The sequence below is a fragment of the Roseateles aquatilis genome (assembly GCF_002205645.1).
GTDB classification, from domain to species: Bacteria; Pseudomonadota; Gammaproteobacteria; order Burkholderiales; family Burkholderiaceae_C; genus Roseateles; species Roseateles aquatilis.
The window spans coordinates 343,625-363,176 of sequence record NZ_NIOF01000005.1 but is presented as its reverse complement, the minus strand read 5'-3'; the positions used below and the strand labels follow the sequence as shown (position 1 = coordinate 363,176).

At 62.0% G+C, this 19,552-nt stretch carries 33 protein-coding genes and 2 tRNA genes; 34 read left to right on the top strand and 1 reads right to left on the bottom strand.

Annotated features, from left to right (window positions below):
* From CDN99_RS14355 to CDN99_RS14190, 34 genes are all read left to right on the top strand, one after another.
* Window positions 1-107, top strand: a 107-nt coding sequence (locus CDN99_RS14355) for an EF-Tu C-terminal domain-related protein (RefSeq protein WP_088385530.1), incomplete at its 5' end; no start/stop codon positions are given.
* A 136-nt stretch (window positions 108-243) separates the two neighbouring features.
* Complete coding sequence (gene rpsJ, locus CDN99_RS14350) at window positions 244-558, top strand: 30S ribosomal protein S10 (protein WP_067278868.1); 315 nt, start codon at window positions 244-246, stop codon at window positions 556-558.
* 329 nt (window positions 559-887) lie between these two features.
* Window positions 888-1,559: a 50S ribosomal protein L3 gene (gene rplC, locus CDN99_RS14345; protein ID WP_088385529.1), complete on the top strand. Its 672-nt coding sequence runs from the start codon at window positions 888-890 to the stop codon at window positions 1,557-1,559.
* Entirely contained in the window at window positions 1,559-2,179 is a 621-nt protein-coding gene (gene rplD / locus CDN99_RS14340; RefSeq protein WP_088385528.1) for a 50S ribosomal protein L4, read from the top strand. Before rplC ends, rplD begins: the two co-directional genes overlap by 1 nt.
* A complete protein-coding gene (rplW, locus tag CDN99_RS14335) occupies window positions 2,176-2,490 on the top strand; it encodes a 50S ribosomal protein L23 (RefSeq protein WP_088385527.1) in 315 nt (104 codons plus the stop codon). Before rplD ends, rplW begins: the two co-directional genes overlap by 4 nt.
* A complete protein-coding gene (gene rplB / locus CDN99_RS14330) occupies window positions 2,490-3,314 on the top strand; it encodes a 50S ribosomal protein L2 (RefSeq protein ID WP_088385526.1) in 825 nt (274 codons plus the stop codon). The genes rplW and rplB overlap by 1 nt, the downstream gene beginning before the upstream one ends.
* Before the next feature lie 13 nt (window positions 3,315-3,327).
* The gene (gene rpsS / locus CDN99_RS14325; protein ID WP_067065180.1) at window positions 3,328-3,606 is read left to right on the top strand and encodes a 30S ribosomal protein S19; all 279 of its coding nucleotides are present in this window, start codon (window positions 3,328-3,330) and stop codon (window positions 3,604-3,606) included.
* A gap of 11 nt (window positions 3,607-3,617) precedes the next feature.
* On the top strand, window positions 3,618-3,947 hold the full coding sequence (gene rplV / locus CDN99_RS14320) for a 50S ribosomal protein L22 (RefSeq protein WP_058937144.1): 330 nt from the start codon (window positions 3,618-3,620) through the stop codon (window positions 3,945-3,947).
* Between the two features lie 15 nt (window positions 3,948-3,962).
* A complete protein-coding gene (gene rpsC, locus CDN99_RS14315) occupies window positions 3,963-4,781 on the top strand; it encodes a 30S ribosomal protein S3 (RefSeq protein ID WP_088385525.1) in 819 nt (272 codons plus the stop codon).
* A 3-nt stretch (window positions 4,782-4,784) separates the two neighbouring features.
* Window positions 4,785-5,201, top strand: a complete 417-nt coding sequence (gene rplP / locus CDN99_RS14310) for a 50S ribosomal protein L16 (protein ID WP_088385524.1) — start codon at window positions 4,785-4,787, stop codon at window positions 5,199-5,201.
* A 12-nt stretch (window positions 5,202-5,213) separates the two neighbouring features.
* Window positions 5,214-5,411, top strand: a complete 198-nt coding sequence (gene rpmC, locus CDN99_RS14305; protein WP_088385523.1) for a 50S ribosomal protein L29 — start codon at window positions 5,214-5,216, stop codon at window positions 5,409-5,411.
* Window positions 5,408-5,677, top strand: coding sequence for a 30S ribosomal protein S17 (rpsQ, locus tag CDN99_RS14300; RefSeq protein WP_058933603.1), 270 nt, complete (start codon window positions 5,408-5,410; stop codon window positions 5,675-5,677). The genes rpmC and rpsQ overlap by 4 nt, the downstream gene beginning before the upstream one ends.
* 159 nt (window positions 5,678-5,836) lie before the next feature.
* Complete coding sequence (locus CDN99_RS14295; protein WP_088385522.1) at window positions 5,837-6,346, top strand: peroxiredoxin; 510 nt, start codon at window positions 5,837-5,839, stop codon at window positions 6,344-6,346.
* A gap of 254 nt (window positions 6,347-6,600) precedes the next feature.
* Window positions 6,601-6,969 carry a 50S ribosomal protein L14 gene (gene rplN, locus CDN99_RS14290; RefSeq protein ID WP_058933605.1) on the top strand — a complete coding sequence of 123 codons (369 nt, stop codon included), beginning with the start codon at window positions 6,601-6,603 and terminating at the stop codon, window positions 6,967-6,969.
* A gap of 23 nt (window positions 6,970-6,992) precedes the next feature.
* Complete coding sequence (gene rplX, locus CDN99_RS14285) at window positions 6,993-7,310, top strand: 50S ribosomal protein L24 (RefSeq protein ID WP_088385521.1); 318 nt, start codon at window positions 6,993-6,995, stop codon at window positions 7,308-7,310.
* A gap of 10 nt (window positions 7,311-7,320) precedes the next feature.
* Window positions 7,321-7,860: a 50S ribosomal protein L5 gene (rplE, locus tag CDN99_RS14280; protein ID WP_088385520.1), complete on the top strand. Its 540-nt coding sequence runs from the start codon at window positions 7,321-7,323 to the stop codon at window positions 7,858-7,860.
* Window positions 7,861-7,868: 8 nt separating this feature from the next.
* Window positions 7,869-8,174, top strand: a complete 306-nt coding sequence (gene rpsN / locus CDN99_RS14275) for a 30S ribosomal protein S14 (RefSeq protein ID WP_067065192.1) — start codon at window positions 7,869-7,871, stop codon at window positions 8,172-8,174.
* Window positions 8,175-8,197: 23 nt separating this feature from the next.
* Window positions 8,198-8,593 (top strand): 30S ribosomal protein S8, encoded by a 396-nt coding sequence (rpsH, locus tag CDN99_RS14270; RefSeq protein WP_058933609.1) that lies wholly within the window; start codon window positions 8,198-8,200, stop codon window positions 8,591-8,593.
* A 19-nt stretch (window positions 8,594-8,612) separates the two neighbouring features.
* Window positions 8,613-9,146 (top strand): 50S ribosomal protein L6, encoded by a 534-nt coding sequence (rplF, locus tag CDN99_RS14265; RefSeq protein WP_088385519.1) that lies wholly within the window; start codon window positions 8,613-8,615, stop codon window positions 9,144-9,146.
* A gap of 11 nt (window positions 9,147-9,157) precedes the next feature.
* The gene (gene rplR / locus CDN99_RS14260; protein WP_088385518.1) at window positions 9,158-9,517 is read left to right on the top strand and encodes a 50S ribosomal protein L18; all 360 of its coding nucleotides are present in this window, start codon (window positions 9,158-9,160) and stop codon (window positions 9,515-9,517) included.
* Window positions 9,518-9,535: 18 nt separating this feature from the next.
* The gene (gene rpsE / locus CDN99_RS14255) at window positions 9,536-10,054 is read left to right on the top strand and encodes a 30S ribosomal protein S5 (protein ID WP_088385517.1); all 519 of its coding nucleotides are present in this window, start codon (window positions 9,536-9,538) and stop codon (window positions 10,052-10,054) included.
* A 16-nt stretch (window positions 10,055-10,070) separates the two neighbouring features.
* Entirely contained in the window at window positions 10,071-10,253 is a 183-nt protein-coding gene (gene rpmD, locus CDN99_RS14250; RefSeq protein ID WP_088385516.1) for a 50S ribosomal protein L30, read from the top strand.
* A 25-nt stretch (window positions 10,254-10,278) separates the two neighbouring features.
* Entirely contained in the window at window positions 10,279-10,710 is a 432-nt protein-coding gene (rplO, locus tag CDN99_RS14245; protein ID WP_088385515.1) for a 50S ribosomal protein L15, read from the top strand.
* A gap of 25 nt (window positions 10,711-10,735) precedes the next feature.
* On the top strand, window positions 10,736-12,046 hold the full coding sequence (gene secY, locus CDN99_RS14240) for a preprotein translocase subunit SecY (RefSeq protein ID WP_088385514.1): 1,311 nt from the start codon (window positions 10,736-10,738) through the stop codon (window positions 12,044-12,046).
* A gap of 58 nt (window positions 12,047-12,104) precedes the next feature.
* Window positions 12,105-12,323 carry a translation initiation factor IF-1 gene (gene infA / locus CDN99_RS14235; protein ID WP_009855680.1) on the top strand — a complete coding sequence of 73 codons (219 nt, stop codon included), beginning with the start codon at window positions 12,105-12,107 and terminating at the stop codon, window positions 12,321-12,323.
* Between the two features lie 62 nt (window positions 12,324-12,385).
* The gene (rpmJ, locus tag CDN99_RS14230) at window positions 12,386-12,499 is read left to right on the top strand and encodes a 50S ribosomal protein L36 (RefSeq protein WP_058933616.1); all 114 of its coding nucleotides are present in this window, start codon (window positions 12,386-12,388) and stop codon (window positions 12,497-12,499) included.
* 36 nt (window positions 12,500-12,535) lie between these two features.
* Window positions 12,536-12,901 (top strand): 30S ribosomal protein S13, encoded by a 366-nt coding sequence (gene rpsM / locus CDN99_RS14225; protein WP_088385513.1) that lies wholly within the window; start codon window positions 12,536-12,538, stop codon window positions 12,899-12,901.
* A gap of 27 nt (window positions 12,902-12,928) precedes the next feature.
* Window positions 12,929-13,333: a 30S ribosomal protein S11 gene (rpsK, locus tag CDN99_RS14220; RefSeq protein ID WP_056194196.1), complete on the top strand. Its 405-nt coding sequence runs from the start codon at window positions 12,929-12,931 to the stop codon at window positions 13,331-13,333.
* A 248-nt stretch (window positions 13,334-13,581) separates the two neighbouring features.
* Window positions 13,582-14,205 (top strand): 30S ribosomal protein S4, encoded by a 624-nt coding sequence (gene rpsD, locus CDN99_RS14215; RefSeq protein ID WP_088385512.1) that lies wholly within the window; start codon window positions 13,582-13,584, stop codon window positions 14,203-14,205.
* Between the two features lie 142 nt (window positions 14,206-14,347).
* Entirely contained in the window at window positions 14,348-15,340 is a 993-nt protein-coding gene (locus tag CDN99_RS14210) for a DNA-directed RNA polymerase subunit alpha (protein WP_088385511.1), read from the top strand.
* Window positions 15,341-15,432: 92 nt separating this feature from the next.
* Entirely contained in the window at window positions 15,433-15,819 is a 387-nt protein-coding gene (gene rplQ / locus CDN99_RS14205) for a 50S ribosomal protein L17 (protein WP_088385510.1), read from the top strand.
* Window positions 15,820-16,071: 252 nt separating this feature from the next.
* Complete coding sequence (gene dsbD, locus CDN99_RS14200) at window positions 16,072-17,958, top strand: protein-disulfide reductase DsbD (protein ID WP_088385509.1); 1,887 nt, start codon at window positions 16,072-16,074, stop codon at window positions 17,956-17,958.
* A gap of 62 nt (window positions 17,959-18,020) precedes the next feature.
* Window positions 18,021-18,097, top strand: a tRNA-Met gene (locus CDN99_RS14195).
* 122 nt (window positions 18,098-18,219) lie between these two features.
* Window positions 18,220-18,296 (top strand) — tRNA-Met (locus CDN99_RS14190).
* Window positions 18,297-18,427: 131 nt separating this feature from the next.
* Here the strand turns inward: CDN99_RS14190 and selD are convergent.
* Window positions 18,428-19,510 carry a selenide, water dikinase SelD gene (gene selD / locus CDN99_RS14185; protein ID WP_088385508.1) on the bottom strand — a complete coding sequence of 361 codons (1,083 nt, stop codon included), beginning with the start codon at window positions 19,508-19,510 and terminating at the stop codon, window positions 18,428-18,430.
* Window positions 19,511-19,552: the final 42 nt, after the last annotated feature.

Below are 19,552 nucleotides of genomic sequence, written 5' to 3'. Positions count from 1 at the left end.
CCGTGAAGCTGATCGCTCCGATCGCCATGGAAGAAGGTCTGCGCTTCGCCATCCGTGAAGGCGGTCGCACCGTCGGCTCGGGCGTCGTGGCAACGATCATCGAGTAACTCTTTTGCTGGTACCCGTCGGGTATCGGTGAAGGTCGCCACCCGCTTCGGTGGGATGGCGGGCTCGACACTCGGCGGCGCCAATAGCTGCCTCCGCAATGCCGTTGGCATTGCGTCGCTCTTTGAAGGAAAAGTCATGTCTACCAAGCAAAAGATCCGCATCCGGCTGAAGGCCTTCGACTACAAGCTGATCGACCAATCGGCTCTGGAAATCGTGGAAACCGCCAAGCGAACCGGCGCGATCGTCAAGGGCCCGGTGCCCCTGCCGACCCGCAAGGAGCGTTTTGACATCCTGCGTTCGCCGCACGTCAACAAGACCTCGCGTGACCAGTTTGAAATCCGTACCCACCAGCGTCTGATGGACATCGTCGATCCGACCGACAAGACGGTGGACGCGCTGATGAAGCTGGACCTGCCGGCAGGTGTGGACGTCGAGATCAAGCTGCAGTAACTTGCGGCGCGTCAGGGCAACGAAAAGCTGCCCTGGACATCTCAAAAGCGACCTTCGGGTCGCTTTTTTTTAGCGCGTGACAAGCACTTGCCCGCGGTCCGGCCTTGCGGCTTAAGCAGCATTGGGGCTATACTCGCCAGCTTTTCCGCGTTGGAGTCATCCGGCGCGGTGTCGTCGCATCGAGCGATGAGGGCGTCCGGGCCTTTACTCTGGGTGTTCGAATCAATCGCTGCTTTGTCAGCCCGGCCAACCGATGTCGGGTGTGTGAAATGACTTCAAGCGATCTTGGCGGTGTCTCCGTCGAGGTGGTTGGAGGTCAGGAGAAAACCATGAGTCTTAGCAATCGTCTCGGATTGCTGGGCCGCAAGGTGGGCATGATGCGTGTGTTCACGGTCGACGGTGATACCGTTCCCGTGACCGTGCTGGACGTGTCCAACAACCGCGTGACCCAGGTCAAGACCGAAGAAATCGACGGCTACAGCGCCATCCAAGTGACTTACGGCGCGCGTAAGGCGTCCCGCGTCACCAAGCCTGAAGCGGGTCACCTCGCCAAGGCTGGCGTCGAAGCCGGTCAAATCCTCAAAGAATTCCGTGTCGAAGCCGCTGTCGCGGCCGAATACAAGGCTGGCGCGCAAGTGCCGGCCACGCTGTTCGAAGCGGGCCAGAAGGTTGACGTGCAAGGTACGTCCATCGGTAAGGGCTTCGCGGGCACCATCAAGCGCCACAACTTCAGTTCGCAGCGCGCCTCCCACGGTAACAGCCGTTCGCACAACGTTCCCGGCTCCATCTCGATGGCGCAGGATCCTGGCCGCGTGTTCCCTGGCAAGAAGATGTCGGGTCATCTCGGCGACGTCACCGTGACCGTCCAGAACCTGGATGTCGTTCGCATCGACGAGGCTCGCCAATTGGTGCTGGTTCGTGGAGCCGTTCCTGGCGCGAAGGAAGGATTCGTCGTGATCCGTCCGGCCGTCAAGGTCAAGGTCAAGAAGGGAGCCAACTGATGCAACTCGAGCTCCTCAATGAGCAGGGTCAGGCGACGTCGAAGGTCGACGCTCCCGATACCCTCTTTGCTCGTGACTACAACGAAGCCCTGGTGCACCAGGTGGTCGTGGCCTATCAGGCCAATGCCCGCCAAGGTACCCGCGCTCAGCTGACCCGCGCTGAAGTTCGTCACTCGACGAAGAAGCCGTTCCGTCAGAAGGGCACCGGCAACGCCCGTGCTGGTATGACCTCCTCGCCGCTGTGGCGTGGGGGCGGTCGCATCTTCCCGAACAAGCCTGACGAGAACTTCTCGCACAAGCTGAACAAGAAGATGTATCGCGCCGGCATGGTTGCCATCCTGTCGCAGCTCGCTCGCGAAGGTCGTCTGGCCGTGATCGACTCGATCTCGGTCGAAGCGCCCAAGACCAAGCTGCTGGCATCGAAGCTCAACGCGATGGGTCTGGATCACGTGATGGTGATCTCCGACCAGGTCGATGACAACCTGCTGTTGGCTTCGCGCAATCTGGCCAACGTGCTGGTCGTCGAGCCGCGCTATGTCGATCCGCTGTCGCTGGTCTTCTACAAGAAGGTCCTGGTGACGAAGGCTGCGATCGAGCAACTGAAGGAGATGCTGGCATGAGCGCGCCCAAGTTTGCTGAAGGCCGTCTGGCCAAGGTGCTGCTCGCTCCGATCGTGTCCGAAAAGGCCACGATGGCTGGTGAAAAGCACAACCAAGTCCTGTTCAAGGTCCTGCGCGACGCCACGAAGCCCGAGATCAAGGCTGCCGTTGAACTGATGTTCAAGGTCGAGGTCGATGCGGTGAACGTCGTGAACGTCAAGGGCAAGACCAAGCGCTTCGGTGGCCGTCAGGGCCGTCGCGACCACGTCAAGAAGGCGTATGTGTCGCTGAAGGCTGGCCAGGAGCTCAACTTCTCCGGGGAGGCTGCGTAATGGCCGTCGTTAAAGTCAAGCCGACTTCGCCAGGCCGTCGTGGCGTGGTGAAGGTGGTGCACAAGCACCTGCACAAGGGCGCTCCCGAGGCTTCGCTGCTCGAGCCCCAGAAGCAAAAGTCTGGCCGTAACAACAACGGTCACATCACGATGCGTCACAAGGGTGGTGGTCACAAGCACCACTATCGCGTGGTGGACTTCCGCCGCAACAAGGACGGCATCCCGGCGAAGGTTGAGCGCATCGAGTACGACCCGAACCGCACGGCACACATCGCTCTGGTGTGCTACGCCGACGGCGAACGTCGCTACATCATTGCCCCGCGCAATCTGGAAGTGGGTTCCACGATCCTGAGCGGTGCCGAGGCTCCGATCAAGGTTGGCAACACGCTGCCCATTCGCAACATTCCGGTGGGTTCGACGATCCACTGCGTGGAAATGCTGCCGAGCAAGGGTGCTCAGATCGCTCGTTCCGCAGGTACTTCGGTGGTGCTGATGGCGCGTGACGGTGTGTACGCTCAGCTGCGTCTTCGCTCTGGCGAAGTCCGCCGCGTGCATATCGATTGCCGCGCCACCATCGGCGAAGTGAGCAACGAAGAGCACAGCCTGCGCCAGTACGGCAAGGCCGGTGCCATCCGCTGGAAGGGCATCCGCCCGACCGTGCGTGGTACCGCCATGAACCCGGTCGACCACCCGCACGGTGGTGGTGAGGGTCGTACGGGTGAAGGTCAGGCCCCTGTGTCGCCGTGGAACACCCTGACGAAGGGCTACCGCACTCGCAACAACAAGCGCACGCAGACTTTCATCGTCTCGCGTCGCAAGAAGTAAGGGGTAGACCAACATGGCTCGTTCCCTCAAAAAGGGTCCCTTCGTGGATCACCACTTGCAGGCGAAGGTCGATAAGGCCGTTGCCAACAAGGACAAGAAGCCCATCAAGACCTGGTCGCGTCGCTCGACGATCCTGCCCGAGTTCATCGGTCTGACGATCGCCGTGCACAACGGCAAGCAGCACGTGCCGGTCTATGTGTCTGACCAGATGGTCGGTCACAAGCTGGGTGAATTCGCTCTGACCCGCACCTTCAAGGGCCACCCGGCCGACAAGAAGGCCGGGAAGAAGTAAGGATGACGACGATGGAAACCAAAGCAATCGTTCGTGGCGTCCGCCTGTCGTTTGATAAGGGCCGCCTCGTGGCGGACCTGATCCGCGGCAAGAAGGTGGATCAAGCGCTGAACATCCTGGAGTTCACCCAGAAGAAGGCTGCGCTGATCATCAAGAAGGCGCTGGAATCGGCGATCGCCAATGCTGAGCACAACGACGGTGCCGACATTGACGAGTTGAAGGTCACTTCGATCTACGTGGAGCAAGGCACCACGCTGAAGCGGTTCTCCGCGCGGGCCAAGGGCCGCGGCAATCGCATCAGCAAGCCGACCTGCCATATCTACGTGACCGTCGGCAACTGAGCCTGAAGGAAGACTATGGGACAGAAAATTCATCCGACTGGCTTCCGCCTGCCCGTCACCCGTAACTGGGCGTCGCGCTGGTACGCGAACAACCAGAACTTCGCCAGCATGCTGGCCGAAGATCTGCAAGTGCGCGAGTTTCTGAAGGCCAAGCTGAAGAACGCCGCCGTTTCGCGCATCCTGATCGAGCGTCCGGCCAAGAACGCCCGCATCACGATCTTCTCGGCTCGTCCGGGTGTCGTGATCGGCAAGAAGGGCGAGGACATCGAGAACCTGAAGGCCGAGCTGACCAAGCGTCTGGGCGTGCCGGTGGCAGTGAACATCGAAGAAGTGCGCAAGCCTGAAATCGATGCTCAACTGATCGCTGACTCGATCACCCAGCAGCTGGAAAAGCGCATCATGTTCCGTCGCGCCATGAAGCGTGCGATGCAGAACGCGATGCGTCTGGGCGCTCAGGGTATCAAGATCATGTCTGCCGGCCGTCTGAACGGCATCGAAATCGCTCGTACCGAGTGGTATCGCGAAGGTCGTGTGCCGCTGCACACCCTGAAGGCCGACATTGATTACGGCTTCTCCGAAGCCAAGACCACCTACGGCGTGATTGGCGTGAAGGTGTGGGTGTATCGCGGCGATCGTCTGGCCAATGGCGAGGCTCCCGTGATCAACACCCCCCCGGGTGCCGAAGATGACCGTCGTCCGCGCCGCAACGCCCGTCCGGGCGCTCCGGGTGGCCGTGGTCGTGGCGACAAGCCCGCCGAAGGCGGCGACAAGCCCGCTGCCAAGCGTGTGGTGCGTAAGCCCGCCGCTGCCGGCGGCGAGGCCAAAGGAGAATAAGACATGCTGCAACCTGCTCGTCGCAAATACCGCAAGGAGCAAAAGGGCCGCAACACTGGTGTTGCGACCCGCGGCGCGACCGTCGCTTTCGGTGACTTCGGCCTGAAGGCCACCGAGCGCGGCCGGATCACGGCTCGTCAGATCGAAGCGGCTCGCCGTGCCATTTCGCGCCACATCAAGCGCGGTGGCCGGATCTTCATCCGCATCTTCCCGGACAAGCCGATCTCGCAAAAGCCCGCCGAAGTCCGTATGGGTAACGGTAAGGGCAATCCGGAGTACTACGTGGCTGAGATCCAGCCCGGCAAGGTGCTCTACGAGATCAATGGTGTGCCCGAGGCTCTGGCGCGCGAGGCGTTCACGCTGGCCGCTGCCAAGCTGCCCCTGCGTTGCACCTTCGTGACCCGCCAGCTCGGCGCCTGATTGGAGAACCCCATGAAAGCATCTGAACTGCGCGCCAAGGACGTGGCTGCCCTCGAAAAGGAAGTCAACGACCTGCTGAAGGCTCACTTCGGTCAGCGCATGCAAAAGGCGACGCAACAACTGACCAACACCACGGTGTTGGGCCAGACGCGTCGCGACATCGCCCGCGCCAAGACCATTCTGGCCGAGAAGAAGGGAGCCGCGAAATGACGCAAGCTCAAGAGAAAAACACCCGCACCCTGGTCGGTCGTGTTGTCAGCGACAAGCGCGCCAAGACCGTCACCGTGCTGGTCGAGCGTCGTGCCAAGCATGAGCTGTACGGCAAGATCGTGGCGCGCTCCCGCAAGTACCACGCCCATGACGAAAAGGGCGAGTACAAGATGGGTGACGTCGTCGAGATCGCCGAAGGCCGTCCGCTGTCCAAGACCAAGAGCTGGGTCGTGACCCGCCTGGTCGAGAAGGCGCAATTGGTCTGATCGCGATGCCGCGTGCGTGCGCGGCGATACTGTTGAATCGGGGCAGGAGACTGTTCCGGTTGCAAAATGGCTGGAGTGCCGGTGAATCGGTCTCCGGCCATTTTCTTTTTCGCGGCAGACACTGCCGCACCGACCATCAACACCAATCAGGAGCGTGACATGCTGAAAGTGGGCGATCGTTTGCCAGCGGGCAATCTTCAGGAGTTCATTGAAGTCGAGGGCGGCGGTTGCTCGCTGGGTCCCAATACGTTTGATATCGAGAAGCTCACCACGGGCCGGACCATTGCGATCTTCGCGCTGCCGGGGGCCTTTACTCCGACGTGTTCCGCTCAGCACGTGCCGGGCTACGTGGCCAAGGCGGACGAGCTGCGGGCGGCGGGGGTCGACGAGATCTGGTGCGTGTCCGTGAACGACGCCTTCGTGATGGGGGCGTGGGGGCGGGACCAGAAGACTGCGGGCAACGTGCGAATGATGGCCGATGGCAGTGCGGCTTTCACGCAGGCTGTTGGCCTGACGCTGGACCTCGTGAGTCGTGGCATGGGCCTGCGTTCGCAGCGCTATTCGATGCTGGTGAAGGACGGCGTGGTTGCGACGCTGAACATCGAGGCTCCAGGCAAGTTCGAAGTGAGCGATGCGGAAACGATGTTGGCACAGGCGCGTTCTCTCTGACGCGCTCAACGTCTAGTTGACAAGCGGATTGTGCTCGCTGCATAATCCACAGCTTCGCCGAAAGGTGGTGCCGTCGCTCGACGGGTTCTGTGTTTCGCACGGGACGGCCGCTTTCGGTTCTAGGTTTCTTGCCCATGAAGGCCAGACGCGGGTCGCCGCTAAGCGACAGGTGAATGGCTTACGGGCCCAAGACTGACCGCTCTGGATGGCTGCGATGGTCGCAGTTGCCTGAGCGGGAAAAGTTGGGGACAGACATGATCCAAATGCAATCGCGACTTGACGTCGCGGACAACACTGGCGCCAAGTCCGTCATGTGCATCAAGGTGCTTGGCGGTTCCAAGCGTCGATATGCCCATATTGGCGACATCATCAAGGTCAGCATCAAGGAGGCCGCACCGCGTGGCCGCGTCAAGAAGGGCGAGGTTTACAACGCCGTCGTCGTTCGCACCGCCAAGGGCGTGCGTCGCCAAGATGGCTCCTTGGTCAAGTTCGACGGCAATGCCGCCGTGCTGCTGAATGCAAAGCTGGAGCCTATCGGCACCCGCATCTTCGGCCCGGTCACGCGTGAACTGCGTACCGAGCGCTTCATGAAGATCGTGTCGCTGGCGCCTGAGGTGCTCTAAGCCCTGCTCACAAAGGTATTGCCATGAACAAGATTCGCAAAGGCGACGAGGTCATCGTTCTGACCGGCCGCGACAAGGGTAAGCGCGGCACCGTGACGCTGCGCGTCGACATCGACCACGTGTTGGTCGAGGGTATTAACGTTGTCAAGAAGCACGTCAAGCCGAACCCCCTGAAGGGAACGACTGGCGGCATCGTCGACAAGTCCATGCCCATCCATCAATCCAACGTGGCGATCTTCAACGCCGCTTCCGGTAAGGCCGATCGCGTGGGCATCAAGCTCGCTGCTGATGGCAAGCGGATGCGCGTGTTCAAGTCGACCGGCGAAGAGATCAAGGCTTAAGAGGTTAGACATGACTCGTTTGCAAGCGTTCTATCGCGAAAAAGTTGTGCCTGGCCTGACCGAGAAGTTCGGCTACAAGTCCGTGATGGAAGTGCCCCGCATCACCAAGATCACGCTGAATATGGGTGTGAGCGAAGCGGTGGCCGACAAGAAGGTCATGGACCACGCGGTCGGTGACCTGACGAAGATCGCCGGCCAAAAGCCGGTTGTCACGAAGTCGAAGAAGGCGATTGCCGGCTTCAAGATTCGTGATGGCGTGCCTATCGGCTGCATGGTGACCCTGCGCGGCGCCACGATGTACGAATTCCTGGACCGCTTCGTGACCGTGGCTCTGCCGCGCGTCCGCGACTTCCGCGGTATCTCGGGTCGTTCGTTCGACGGCCGCGGCAACTACAACATCGGCGTCAAGGAACAGATCATCTTCCCCGAAATCGAATACGACAAGGTGGATGCTCTGCGTGGTCTGAACATCAGCATCACGACGACGGCCAAGACGGACGACGAAGCCAAGGCATTGCTGGCTGCGTTCAAGTTCCCGTTCAAGAACTGAGGTCACCCGTGGCAAAACTCTCGATCAAGCAACGTGAGCTGAAGCGCGCCCAACTGGTCGCCAAGTACGCCAAGAAGTACGCGGAACTGAAGGCCATCATCGACGACAGCAAGAAGTCCGATGAAGAGCGCTATCTGGCCCGCCTGGAGCTGCAGAAGCTGCCCCGTAACGCCAACCCGACCCGCCAGCGTAATCGCTGCGAACTGACTGGCCGCCCGCGTGGCACCTTCCGTAAGTTCGGTCTGGCCCGTAACAAGATTCGTGAGCTGGCCTTCAAAGGCGACATCCCCGGTGTCGTCAAGGCCAGCTGGTAATCGGCAGGTTTAGGAGATTTCGTATGAGCATGAGTGATCCTATCGCCGATATGCTGACCCGCATTCGCAACGCCCAGAGCGTTGAGAAGGCCAGCGTCGTGATGCCTTCGTCGAAGCTGAAGGTTGCGATCGCCAAGGTCCTGAAGGATGAAGGCTATATCGATGACTTCGCGGTGCGTGGCGATGCTGCCCGCCCGGAGCTCGAGATCGCGCTGAAGTATTACGCCGGCCGTCCGGTGATCGAGCGCATCGAGCGCGTGAGCCGTCCCGGCCTGCGCATCTACAAGGGCCGCCACGATATTCCTCAGGTCATGAATGGCCTGGGTGTGGCGATCGTCACCACCCCCAAGGGTGTGATGACCGACCGCAAGGCGCGCCAAGCCGGTGTCGGCGGCGAAGTGCTTTGCTACGTCGCCTAAGCGCAAGGAGAGACAGACAATGTCCCGCGTAGGAAAAATGCCGGTCGTCGTCCCGCAAGGCGTGGAAGTGACGATCAGCGCTGACAAGATCAGCGTCAAGGGTCCCCAGGGCACCCTGTTCGTGGCTGTGAACCCTCTGGTCACGGTCAAGTTGGAAAGCGGCAAGCTGACCTTCGTCCCGAACAGCGAGTCGGCTGAAGCCGACGCGATGAGCGGCACGATGCGAGCGCTGTTGGCCAACATGGTCAACGGTGTCAGCAAGGGCTTCGAAAAGAAGCTGAACCTGGTTGGCGTGGGCTTCCGTGCCCAAGCTCAGGGTCAGAAGTTGAATCTGCAGATCGGTTTCTCTCACCCCGTGGTGAAGGACATGCCTGCGGGTATCAAGGTCGAGTGCCCGACCCAGACCGAAATCCTCATCAAGGGTGCGGATCGCCAAGTCGTCGGCCAGATCGCTGCAGAAGTGCGCGCGATTCGTCCGCCGGAGCCCTACAAGGGCAAGGGCATCCGTTACAGCGATGAGAAGGTCTCCCTCAAAGAGACCAAGAAGAAGTAAGGAGCCGCGCCATGCTGAACAAGAAGGAACAACGCCTGCGTCGTTCGCGCCAAACGCGTGCCCGCATCGCTCTGCAGCGCGTGGCCCGTCTGACGGTCTTCCGCTCGAACCTGCACATCTACGCCTCGGTGATCTCCGAAGACGGTCAGCGCGTGCTGGCCAGCGCTTCGACCGCCGAGAAAGACGTTCGCACCCAGCTGGGTGGCAAGGGTGGCAACGTTGCCGCCGCCGCCCTGATCGGCAAGCGCATCGCCGAGAAGGCGAAGGCCGCTGGCGTCGAGAAGGTTGCGTTCGACCGCTCGGGCTTCGCCTACCACGGTCGTGTCAAGGCCTTGGCTGAAGCCGCGCGTGAAGCCGGCCTGCAGTTCTGACGCTCAAAGGATTAGGAAATGGCAAAGTTTCAACCCCGCGCTCAGACCGAAGGCAACGACGACGGCCTGAAGGAAAAGATGATCGCGGTCAACCGCGTCACGAAGGTTGTGAAGGGTGGCCGCACGCTGTCTTTCGCCGCGCTGACCGTGGTCGGTGATGGCGATGGCCGTATCGGCATGGGCAAGGGCAAGGCCAAGGAAGTGCCCGTCGCCGTGCAAAAGGCGATGGAATCGGCCCGCCGCAACATGGTCAAGGTCGCTCTGCGCAATGGCACCATCCAGCACAACGTGGTGGGTGAGCACGGCGCGGCGTACGTGATCATGGCACCGGCTCCGGCCGGTACCGGCGTGATCGCCGGCGGCCCCATGCGCGCTGTCTTCGAAGTGATGGGCGTGACCGACATCGTGACCAAGAGTCATGGTTCGACCAACCCGTACAACATGGTCCGTGCCACGCTGGACGCGCTGAAGCGCTGCTCCACGCCCGCCCAAGTGGCGGCCAAGCGCGGCAAGACGGTTGAAGAGATCTTCAACTGATCGCCAGGAGCTAGAGATGTCTGAAAAGAAAACTCTCACGGTCAAGCTGGTCCGCAGCCCCATCGGCTGCCGTGCTGATCACCGTGCGACGGTGGTCGGTCTGGGTCTGCGTAAGCTGAACAGCACGAAGACGCTGGAAGATACGCCCGCAGTGCGCGGCATGATCAACAAGATCGCCTACCTGGTGCAGGTGCTGTAAGCACGGCACCTACGAGGAATACAAGATGCAACTCAACACCATCAAGCCCGCCGCTGGTGCCAAGCACGCCAAGCGTCGCGTGGGCCGTGGCATTGGCTCCGGTCTGGGTAAGACTGCGGGTCGTGGCCACAAGGGTCAGAAGTCGCGAGCCGGTGGCTTCCACAAGGTCGGTTTCGAAGGCGGTCAGATGCCGCTGCAGCGCCGCCTGCCCAAGCGTGGTTTCAAGTCGCTGGCCCGTCCGTTCAATGCTGAAGTGACCCTGTCGGAGCTGCAGCAACTGGCTGGTGACGAGATCGACCTGCTGACGCTGAAGGCTGTCGGTCTGGTGTCCGAGCTCGCCAAGGCGGTCAAGGTCATCAAGTCCGGCGAGATCACCCGCAAGGTGTCTCTGAAGGGCCTGGGCGTGACCGCTGGCGCGAAGGCTGCCATCGAGGCAGCTGGCGGCTCGGTCGCTTAACAGCCAAGCACAGGACTAGGCAGCAGTGGCAAACAACGCATCCCAGTTGGCCAAGAGCGGCAAGTTCGGCGACCTGCGTCGCCGCCTTGTGTTCCTGGTACTGGCGCTGGTCGTCTACCGCATCGGCGCTCATATTCCGGTGCCCGGTATCGATCCAGCCCAGCTTCAGCAGCTGTTCAAGGGTCAGCAGGGTGGGATCCTGAGCCTGTTCAACATGTTCTCGGGCGGTGCGCTCTCGCGCTTCACCGTCTTCGCGCTGGGCATCATGCCCTACATCTCGGCCTCGATCGTCATGCAGCTGATGACGTACGTGGTGCCGAGCCTGGAAGCGCTGAAGAAGGAAGGCGAGTCCGGACGTCGCAAGATCACGCAGTACACGCGCTACGGCACCTTGGGCCTGGCGATCTTCCAAAGCTTGAGCATTGCTTTCGCTCTGGAAAGCTCTCCGGGTCTGGTGCTGAACCCTGGTTTCGGTTTCCGCGTCACCGCGGTCACCAGCTTGGTGGCGGGCACGATGTTCCTGATGTGGCTGGGTGAGCAAATCACCGAGCGCGGTCTGGGCAACGGTATCTCCATCCTGATCTTCGGTGGTATCGCCGCAGGTCTGCCAGGCGCCATCGGTGGCCTGCTGGAGTTGGTCCGTACCGGCGCCATGAGCGTGATCTCCTGCCTGGTCGTGATCGCGATCATCATCGGCGTGACCTACTTGGTCGTGTTCGTTGAGCGTGGTCAGCGCAAGATTCTGGTGAATTACGCCAAGCGCCAGGTCGGGAACAAGGTCTACGGTGGTCAGAGCTCGCATCTGCCGCTGAAGCTGAACATGTCGGGTGTGATTCCGCCGATCTTCGCGTCGTCGATCATCCTGCTGCCCACGACGTTGGTGAGCTGGTTCGCGACCGGTGACAGCATGCGCTGGCTGAAGGACATCGCGGACATGCTTCGCCCAGGGCAACCGATCTATGTGCTGCTGTATTCGGCCGCGATCGTGTTTTTCTGCTTCTTCTATACGGCGCTGGTGTTCAACAGTCGTGAGACAGCAGACAACCTGAAGAAGAGCGGTGCGTTCATTCCCGGGATCCGTCCTGGGGACCAGACGGCCCGGCACATTGACAAGATCCTGTCGCGCTTGACGCTGGCGGGTGCGGTGTACATCACCGGTGTGTGCCTGCTGCCTGAGTTCTTGACGCTGAAGTACAACGTCCCGTTCTACTTCGGTGGCACGTCGCTGTTGATCATCGTGGTTGTCACGATGGACTTCTGGGCCCAGGTCCAGTCCTATGTGATGAGCCAACAGTATGAGTCGTTGCTGAAGAAGGCCAGCTTTAAGGCCAACTGAAGCACCAGACTACTGACCAGAGAAAATATTTGGACCCAATCCAGCAAGTGTCGAAGGTATGGCGAAAGATGACGTCATTCAGATGCAGGGCGAGATCCTCGAGAACCTCCCCAATGCAACCTTTCGAGTCAAGCTGGAGAACGGTCATGTTGTTCTCGGTCACATCTCCGGGAAGATGCGCATGCACTACATCCGCATCCTTCCTGGTGACAAGGTGACCGTTGAATTGACACCGTACGATTTGAGTCGTGCTCGCATCGTGTTCCGGGCGAAGTGAGCTTTTTAGCAACCCCCGGATTTACGCTGATTGAGCGAACACTGTAGGTCAAGGAGCAGACCATGAAAGTTTCGGCATCCGTCAAGAAGATGTGCCGCAATTGCAAGATCATCCGTCGCAACGGCGTGGTGCGTGTGATCTGTACCGACCCGCGCCACAAGCAGCGCCAAGGCTGATTGGCCGCCCGACTGCAAGCGAATTAGAGGACGCACATGGCACGTATTGCTGGTATCAACATTCCGCCGCACAAGCACACCGAGATCGGTTTGACCGCGATCTATGGCATTGGCCGTACGACCGCTCAGAAGATCTGCACGACCTGCGGCATTCCGTTTGACAAGAAGGTCAAGGACCTCAACGACTCCGATCTGGAAAAGATCCGTGAGGAAGTGGGCCGCATGACCATCGAAGGCGACCTTCGTCGCGAGATGTCCATCAACATCAAGCGTCTGATGGACCTGGGTTGCTATCGCGGCTTCCGCCATCGTCGTGGCCTGCCGGTGCGTGGACAACGCACCCGCACGAATGCTCGTACCCGCAAGGGTCCGCGCAAGTCGGCCGCCACCGGCAAGAAGTAATCCGCGGCAACCTGAAGAAAGCTCACCATGGCAAAAGCACCCAATAACTCGGCTGCCCAGCGCGTTCGTAAGAAGGTTCGTAAGAACGTTGCCGACGGCATCGCTCACGTTCACGCTTCGTTCAACAACACCATCATCACGATCACAGATCGTCAGGGTGGTGCGCTGTCCTGGGCCTCCTCCGGTGGTCAAGGCTTCAAGGGCTCGCGCAAGTCGACCCCCTTCGCGGCCCAGGTGGCTGCCGAAGTGGCAGGCCGCGCCGCTCAAGAACAAGGCATCAAGAACCTGGACGTGAAGATCAAGGGCCCCGGCCCGGGTCGCGAATCGTCGGTGCGTGCCCTGGCTGCGCTCGGCATCCGCATCAACTCGATCTCCGACGTGACCCCGGTGCCGCACAACGGCTGCCGTCCGCAGAAGCGTCGCCGCATCTAAGCGGTCGCGTTTGATGCGATAATCTTGGATTCGTTTTGATCCAGCCGGCTGGCGCGCAAGTGCCAGCCGGCCGTTTTGCTGAAGCTGGCGGAAACGCAAGCTCAGCGCGAACCGGTGGCAACGCCGGCACCGCAGAAGTCACACGACTTCTTGAAGCCCACCGTCCGAGCCTACAAAAACACTGGCCGGACTCGCGCGATGCTCGGAATGTCTCCGGGCGCGCGTTAGATTGATGAAGGACACGCAAAGTGGCACGTTACCTCGGCCCGAAGGCCAAACTTTCCCGCCGTGAAGGCACCGACCTGTTCCTGAAGAGCGCCCGCCGCGCCATCAGCGACAAGGCGAAGTTCGACACCAAGCCGGGTCAGCATGGCCGCACCTCGGGTCAGCGCACGTCTGACTTCGGTCTGCAATTGCGTGAGAAGCAAAAGGTCAAGCGCATGTATGGCGTGCTGGAGCGTCAGTTCCGCCGCTACTTCGCCGAAGCCGAGCGCCGCAAGGGTTCGACCGGCGTGAACCTGCTGGTTCTGCTGGAATCGCGCCTGGACAACGTCGTGTATCGCATGGGCTTCGGTTCGACCCGTGCAGAAGCTCGCCAGCTCGTCTCGCACAAGAGCATCACCGTGAACGGTGAAGTCGTGAACATCGCGTCGTACCTGGTCAAGGCCGGCGACGTGGTCGCCGTGCGCGAGAAGTCCAAGAAGCAACTCCGCATCGTGGACAGCCTGAAGCTGGCTGAATCGATCGGCCTGCCCGCTTGGGTGGCGGTCGACGCGACCAAGCTGGAAGGTGTCTTCAAGAAGGCTCCGGATCGCGACGAGTTCGGCGCCGAGATCAACGAATCGCTGATCGTTGAGTTGTACTCGCGTTAATTCTTTCGTGCCTGCCGAGCGGCCCTTCACGGGCCGGCTCGGCATTTCCTCGTCCGGGTCGCGTCAGCATTTGCGGGGCGCGCCTGGTTGGTCCCTCAGCCTTATCGGTGTAACGAACCGAGGGTATTGAAAGAAAGACCTCATGCAAACGAATCTGCTCAAACCCAAATCCATCACTGTGGAGCCCCTGGGCGGTCATCGCGCCAAGGTGATCCTGGAGCCGTTCGAACGCGGCTATGGCCACACCCTGGGCAATGCCCTGCGTCGTGTGCTGCTGTCCTCGATGGTGGGTTATGCGCCGACGGAAGTGACGATCGCTGGCGTGCTGCACGAGTACTCCGCCATCGACGGCGTGCAAGAGGACGTGGTTCACATCATGCTGAACCTCAAGGGGGTGGTGTTCCGCCTGCACAACCGTGAGGAAGTGACCCTGGTCCTGCGCAAGGAAGGCGAAGGTCCCGTGACCGCCGCCGACATCCAAACGCCGCACGACGTCGAGATCATCAATCCCGATCACGTCATTGCCCACCTGTCGCAGGGCGGCAAGCTGGACATGCAGATCAAGGTCGAAAAGGGACGTGGCTACGTTCCCGGCAACATGCGCCGCTACGGCGACGAGCCGACCAAGGCCATCGGTCGCATCGTGCTGGACGCTTCGTTCAGCCCGGTCAAGCGTGTCAGCTACGCCGTCGAGAACGCCCGCGTCGAGCAGCGTACCGACCTGGACAAGCTGGTCATCGAGATCGAGACCAACGGCGCGATCTCGCCGGAAGAAGCCATCCGTGCTTCCGCCAAGATCCTGGTCGAGCAGATGGCGGTCTTCGCCCAGCTGCAAGGCACGGACCTGGTGGACGTGTTCGATCAGGCACCTGCCGCCCGTTCGAGCAGCTTCGACCCGATCCTGCTGCGTCCGGTCGACGAGCTCGAGCTCACCGTGCGTTCGGCCAACTGCCTGAAGGCCGAGAACATCTATTACATCGGTGACCTGATCCAGCGTACCGAGACCGAGCTGCTGAAGACCCCGAACCTGGGTCGCAAGTCGCTCAACGAGATCAAGGAAGTGCTCGCCTCGCGCGGCCTGACCCTGGGCTCGCGTCTTGAGAACTGGCCGCCCCAAGGTCTCGACAAGCGTTGATTTTTTGAAGAAGGGCGGGTCTCACGACTCGCCCGGTGCCCCCGGCAGTACCTGATCCGGCTGTCGGCAATAACTGAAGGAAGGAAAGCACCATGCGCCACCGTAACGGCCTCCGCAAACTGAACCGTACCAGCGAACACCGCGCCGCGATGTTCCGCAACATGGCGGTCTCCCTGCTGCAACACGAAGCGATCAAGACCACGCTGCCCAAGGCGAAGGAACTGCGTCGCATCGTCGAGCCGCTGATCACCCTGTCCAAGGAACCGACGCTCGCGAATCGCCGTCTGGCTTTCAACCGCCTGCGCGACCGCGACATCGTAACTAAGCTGTTCAACGAACTGGGTCCCCGTTTCGCTACCCGTCCGGGCGGCTACACGCGCATCCTGAAGATGGGCTTCCGTCCCGGCGACAACGCCCCGATGGCGTTCGTCGAGCTGGTCGACCGTCCGGAAGCGGACGGCGAAGGCGCTGCTGAATAAGCATCGACTCGCATCGCACTTCGAAGGCCAGCAGTTTTGCTGGCCTTTTTCATTTCCGAGCGAAATGCCTCGGCAGGCGAGCCGAGTGCGCCGTGCCGCGCGCCAGCTGTGCGGCACGCGTCTCCGGGGTGGTGGAGTCAGGCTCTGCACGCTGCCCTGTCGAATGTCATGGGCGTTGCAATGGCGCTAAGCTTCGCGCCTTTCCGTCTCCATGACGACCCGGGCCACAAGCTCGTTCACGTTTTCGCGTTCATGACTCCTTACGCTCTGATGCGACGGTTGCTGCCGGCATTGTTCATGCTGCTGGCGCTTGTCGCGACCGGTGCCGCCCGCGCCGATGATTTCCTGGATCCCGAGCAGGCCTTCAAGGTCGACGCCCAACTGATCGGCGATCGCGAGATCCAGTTGAGCTTTCAGATCGCGCCCGGGTATTACATGTATCGGGACCAGTTCAAGCTGGATGCGCCCGGCGCGAAGCTCGGAGAGATCCACTGGCCGACGCCCAAGCGCAAGTTCGATGAGACGTTCCAGAAGGAAGTCGAAACCTACCGCGAACACCTGACCATCAAGGTGCCCGTGGAGTCGCTGGACGGCGCGCCGATGAAGCTGCGCCTGACCGGCCAGGGTTGCGCTGACAAGGGGTTGTGCTATCCGCCGATGACGAGCGAGTTGACGCTCGGCCTGCGCGGTTTCGGTGGCGACGGTGCGGTGAAGATCGCGGCGGCCACCGATGCGATGAGCGGCTTCGGCTTGTCCAGCGCCGTGGCGTCGACGCCGGTGGAGTCCGGTGCGCCGGTGGCCGCCGCGGGATCCAGCACCGCAGGGGTGCCGCCGAGCGGCTCCGCGCTCGATCAGGTACTCGCGTCGGGCCGGTTGTGGGTGGTCATCGGTGCGTTCTTCCTTGCTGGCGTGCTGCTCTCATTGACGCCGTGCGTGCTGCCGATGCTGCCCATCCTGTCGTCGATCATCGTGGGACAGGGGGGCGCGCCGTCGCGACTGCGCGGCTTCCTCCTGGCGTTCAGCTACTCGCTGGGCATGGCCCTGCTGTACACGGCGCTGGGCGTCGCGGCCGGCTTGGCGGGCGGCGGCCTGGCCGCCTATCTGCAGAAGCCCTGGGTGCTGACCCTGTTCGCGCTGATGCTGGTGGGCTTCTCGCTGTCGATGTTCGGCGTCTACGAGATCCAGTTGCCGAGCCGCTTCACCGGGGGCATTTCTGATGCGACACAGCGACTGCCCGCGGGTAAATTCTTCAGCGTATTCCTGATGGGCGGGCTGTCCGCGTTGATTGTCAGCCCCTGCGTGGCCGCTCCCTTGGCCGGCGCCCTGCTGTACATCAGCCAGACGCGCGATGTGATGCTCGGCGGCGCAGCGTTGTTCGCGCTGGCTTGGGGCATGAGCGTGCCGCTGCTGTTGCTGGGCCTGTCCGCCGGCACGTTGCTGCCGCGCGCCGGCGCGTGGATGGAGGGCGTGAAGTACTTCTTCGGCCTGCTGCTGCTGGCGGTGGCGCTGTGGATCGTGCAGCCGGTGTTGTCGCCGGTGATCGCCCAAGTGCTGTGGGGCGCGTTGCTGGTGGCGGTCGCGGCGCTGCTGGGGCTGTTCCAGCGCGTGGAGTCCAACACACCGGGCGTGTGGCTGCGCAGGAGCGCGGCCGTGGCCGCGATGGTCTTCGGCGTGGCGCAGTTCATCGGCGTCGCCGCGGGCGGCACCGATACCCTGAAGCCGCTGGCCGGCGTCCTTGCCGGCGGCAAGTCGCCGGGCGCGGCGGCGCAGGCGGAAGCTGGCGCGGTGGTGTTCCGCAAGATCAAGAGCGTCGCGGAACTTGACGACGCGCTGCGCGGCGCCGGCAAGCCGGTGATGCTCGACTTCTATGCCGACTGGTGCGTCTCGTGCAAGGAGATGGAGCGCTTCACCTTCACCGACGCGCGGGTCCAGTCCAGGCTCGCTGGCGCCCTGCTGTTGAAGGCCGATGTGACGGCCAACAACGCTGAGGATCGCGAGCTGCTCAAGCGCTTCAAGTTGTTCGGCCCGCCGGGAACGATCTTCTTCGACCCGAAGGGCCAGGAGCTCGCCGGCGCGCGCGTGATCGGCTTCCAGGATGCGGATCGTTTCCTGCAGTCGCTCCAGGCTGCCGGCATCTGACGAAAAGCCGGCCGGGGAGTTGGGGCCTCGGTCATTTCCGTGCTACACTCTCTTTCTTCGATCGCGGGGTGGAGCAGTCTGGTAGCTCGTTGGGCTCATAACCCAAAGGTCGTAGGTTCAAATCCTGCCCCCGCAACCAGAACATCGAATGTCGTCGCAGGACGGCATGAAGATTGGATCGAGACAAAGCCGCAGCGCTGAGTCTTGATGCGATCACCGGCAGAACGGCGAGATCTCTCGCTGCTCGCCAAACATCACAGCCGCGGGGTGGAGCAGTCTGGTAGCTCGTTGGGCTCATAACCCAAAGGTCGTAGGTTCAAATCCTGCCCCCGCAACCAATCTCGACAAGACGTCTCAGCGATGTCCTTGTCGATCGCAAAGGCCCTCTTCGGAGGGCCTTTTGCGTTTCAAGGCCCAGCTGCTGTTTGCCTCTTGCCGCGATGCGGCCGTGGCGCCGTGGCGCGATGAGTCAAGCGACGCGCAGAATCGCGCCTTCATCAGCCTCGCGGATGTGTCCGATGATCGTGGCCGCATCGAAACGATGACGCGCGAAGACGCCCATCACCGCATCGACGGCCTCCGGTGCGCATGAGACCAGCAGACCCCCGCTGGTCTGTGGATCGCTCAACAGCGCCTGAGCCTCGGCCGGCAGCGTGCTGGCGAGTGACACGTCTACGCCATAAGCCGCCCAATTGCGGCCGGACGCTCCTGTGACGAATCCGTCCCCGGCCAGGGCGCGCACGCCGTCGAGCAGCGGCACGGCGCTCCAATCCAGATCGATCGCGCATCCCGAGCCGCGCGCGAGCTCCAAGGCATGGCCAGCCAATCCAAAGCCCGTCACGTCTGTCAGCGCATGCACGCCTTCAATCGCCGCGAGCTCCGGCCCGGGGGTGTTGAGTTGGGTCGTGGTCGCGATCATCCGGCGATAGGAGGCGTCGTCGAGCTTGCCCTTCTTGAGCGCCGCCGACATCACGCCCACGCCCAGGGCCTTGCCCAGCACGAGCACATCGCCAGCCCTTGCGTCGGCGTTGCGCTTCACGCGCGAGGGGTGCACCAGGCCCAATGCCACGAGTCCATAGATCGGCTCCACCGAATCGATGGTGTGCCCGCCCGCGATCGGGATGCCGGCCTCGCGGCACACCGAGGCGCCGCCCTCGAGAATGCGCCCGATCGTCGCCGTGCTCAGCGCCGCGATGGGCATGCCGACAAGCGCAAGCGCCAGGATGGGCTTGCCTCCCATCGCATAGACGTCGCTGATCGCGTTCGTCGCGGCGATGCGACCGAAGTCATGCGGGTCGTCGACGATGGGCATGAAGAAGTCGGTGGTGGCGACCAATGCCTGCTCGTCGTTGAGTTGGTACACGGCCGCGTCGTCCGAAGTCTCGATGCCGACCAGCAACTCCTTGGGTAGCGGCAGGGCGCTCGTCCCTCGCAGGATTTCAGACAGCAGCCCGGGCGCGATCTTGCAACCGCAGCCGCCCCCGTGCGAGAGCGAGGTCAACCGAGGTTCCGCCGCGGGAAGGGCGGAGGCGGAGGAGGGGGGCATGCTCATGGGATCTCCTGCAAAAACGTGCCGGGCCGACGTGAGGCCGGC

Bases quoted from the DNA above. Each gene is read 5' to 3' on its own strand.
- rpmC (WP_088385523.1), top strand. From the start codon at position 5,214: ATGAAAGCATCTGAACTGCGCGCCAAGGACGTGGCTGCCCTCGAAAAG.
- rplW (WP_088385527.1), top strand. From the start codon at position 2,176: ATGAGCGCGCCCAAGTTTGCTGAAGGCCGTCTGGCCAAGGTGCTGCTC.
- selD (WP_088385508.1), bottom strand. From the start codon at position 19,510: ATGAGCATGCCCCCCTCCTCCGCCTCCGCCCTTCCCGCGGCGGAACCT.
- rplE (WP_088385520.1), top strand. From the start codon at position 7,321: ATGACTCGTTTGCAAGCGTTCTATCGCGAAAAAGTTGTGCCTGGCCTG.
- rplB (WP_088385526.1), top strand. From the start codon at position 2,490: ATGGCCGTCGTTAAAGTCAAGCCGACTTCGCCAGGCCGTCGTGGCGTG.
- CDN99_RS14210 (WP_088385511.1), top strand. From the start codon at position 14,348: ATGCAAACGAATCTGCTCAAACCCAAATCCATCACTGTGGAGCCCCTG.
- rpsC (WP_088385525.1), top strand. From the start codon at position 3,963: ATGGGACAGAAAATTCATCCGACTGGCTTCCGCCTGCCCGTCACCCGT.
- CDN99_RS14295 (WP_088385522.1), top strand. From the start codon at position 5,837: ATGCTGAAAGTGGGCGATCGTTTGCCAGCGGGCAATCTTCAGGAGTTC.
- rpsH (WP_058933609.1), top strand. From the start codon at position 8,198: ATGAGCATGAGTGATCCTATCGCCGATATGCTGACCCGCATTCGCAAC.
- rpsQ (WP_058933603.1), top strand. From the start codon at position 5,408: ATGACGCAAGCTCAAGAGAAAAACACCCGCACCCTGGTCGGTCGTGTT.
- dsbD (WP_088385509.1), top strand. From the start codon at position 16,072: ATGACTCCTTACGCTCTGATGCGACGGTTGCTGCCGGCATTGTTCATG.
- rpsE (WP_088385517.1), top strand. From the start codon at position 9,536: ATGGCAAAGTTTCAACCCCGCGCTCAGACCGAAGGCAACGACGACGGC.
- rpsS (WP_067065180.1), top strand. From the start codon at position 3,328: ATGGCTCGTTCCCTCAAAAAGGGTCCCTTCGTGGATCACCACTTGCAG.
- rplQ (WP_088385510.1), top strand. From the start codon at position 15,433: ATGCGCCACCGTAACGGCCTCCGCAAACTGAACCGTACCAGCGAACAC.
- rplD (WP_088385528.1), top strand. From the start codon at position 1,559: ATGCAACTCGAGCTCCTCAATGAGCAGGGTCAGGCGACGTCGAAGGTC.
- rpmJ (WP_058933616.1), top strand. From the start codon at position 12,386: ATGAAAGTTTCGGCATCCGTCAAGAAGATGTGCCGCAATTGCAAGATC.
- rplO (WP_088385515.1), top strand. From the start codon at position 10,279: ATGCAACTCAACACCATCAAGCCCGCCGCTGGTGCCAAGCACGCCAAG.
- rplN (WP_058933605.1), top strand. From the start codon at position 6,601: ATGATCCAAATGCAATCGCGACTTGACGTCGCGGACAACACTGGCGCC.
- rpsJ (WP_067278868.1), top strand. From the start codon at position 244: ATGTCTACCAAGCAAAAGATCCGCATCCGGCTGAAGGCCTTCGACTAC.
- rplP (WP_088385524.1), top strand. From the start codon at position 4,785: ATGCTGCAACCTGCTCGTCGCAAATACCGCAAGGAGCAAAAGGGCCGC.
- rpsK (WP_056194196.1), top strand. From the start codon at position 12,929: ATGGCAAAAGCACCCAATAACTCGGCTGCCCAGCGCGTTCGTAAGAAG.
- infA (WP_009855680.1), top strand. From the start codon at position 12,105: ATGGCGAAAGATGACGTCATTCAGATGCAGGGCGAGATCCTCGAGAAC.
- rplX (WP_088385521.1), top strand. From the start codon at position 6,993: ATGAACAAGATTCGCAAAGGCGACGAGGTCATCGTTCTGACCGGCCGC.
- rplV (WP_058937144.1), top strand. From the start codon at position 3,618: ATGGAAACCAAAGCAATCGTTCGTGGCGTCCGCCTGTCGTTTGATAAG.
- rplR (WP_088385518.1), top strand. From the start codon at position 9,158: ATGCTGAACAAGAAGGAACAACGCCTGCGTCGTTCGCGCCAAACGCGT.
- rpmD (WP_088385516.1), top strand. From the start codon at position 10,071: ATGTCTGAAAAGAAAACTCTCACGGTCAAGCTGGTCCGCAGCCCCATC.
- rpsM (WP_088385513.1), top strand. From the start codon at position 12,536: ATGGCACGTATTGCTGGTATCAACATTCCGCCGCACAAGCACACCGAG.
- rplF (WP_088385519.1), top strand. From the start codon at position 8,613: ATGTCCCGCGTAGGAAAAATGCCGGTCGTCGTCCCGCAAGGCGTGGAA.
- rplC (WP_088385529.1), top strand. From the start codon at position 888: ATGAGTCTTAGCAATCGTCTCGGATTGCTGGGCCGCAAGGTGGGCATG.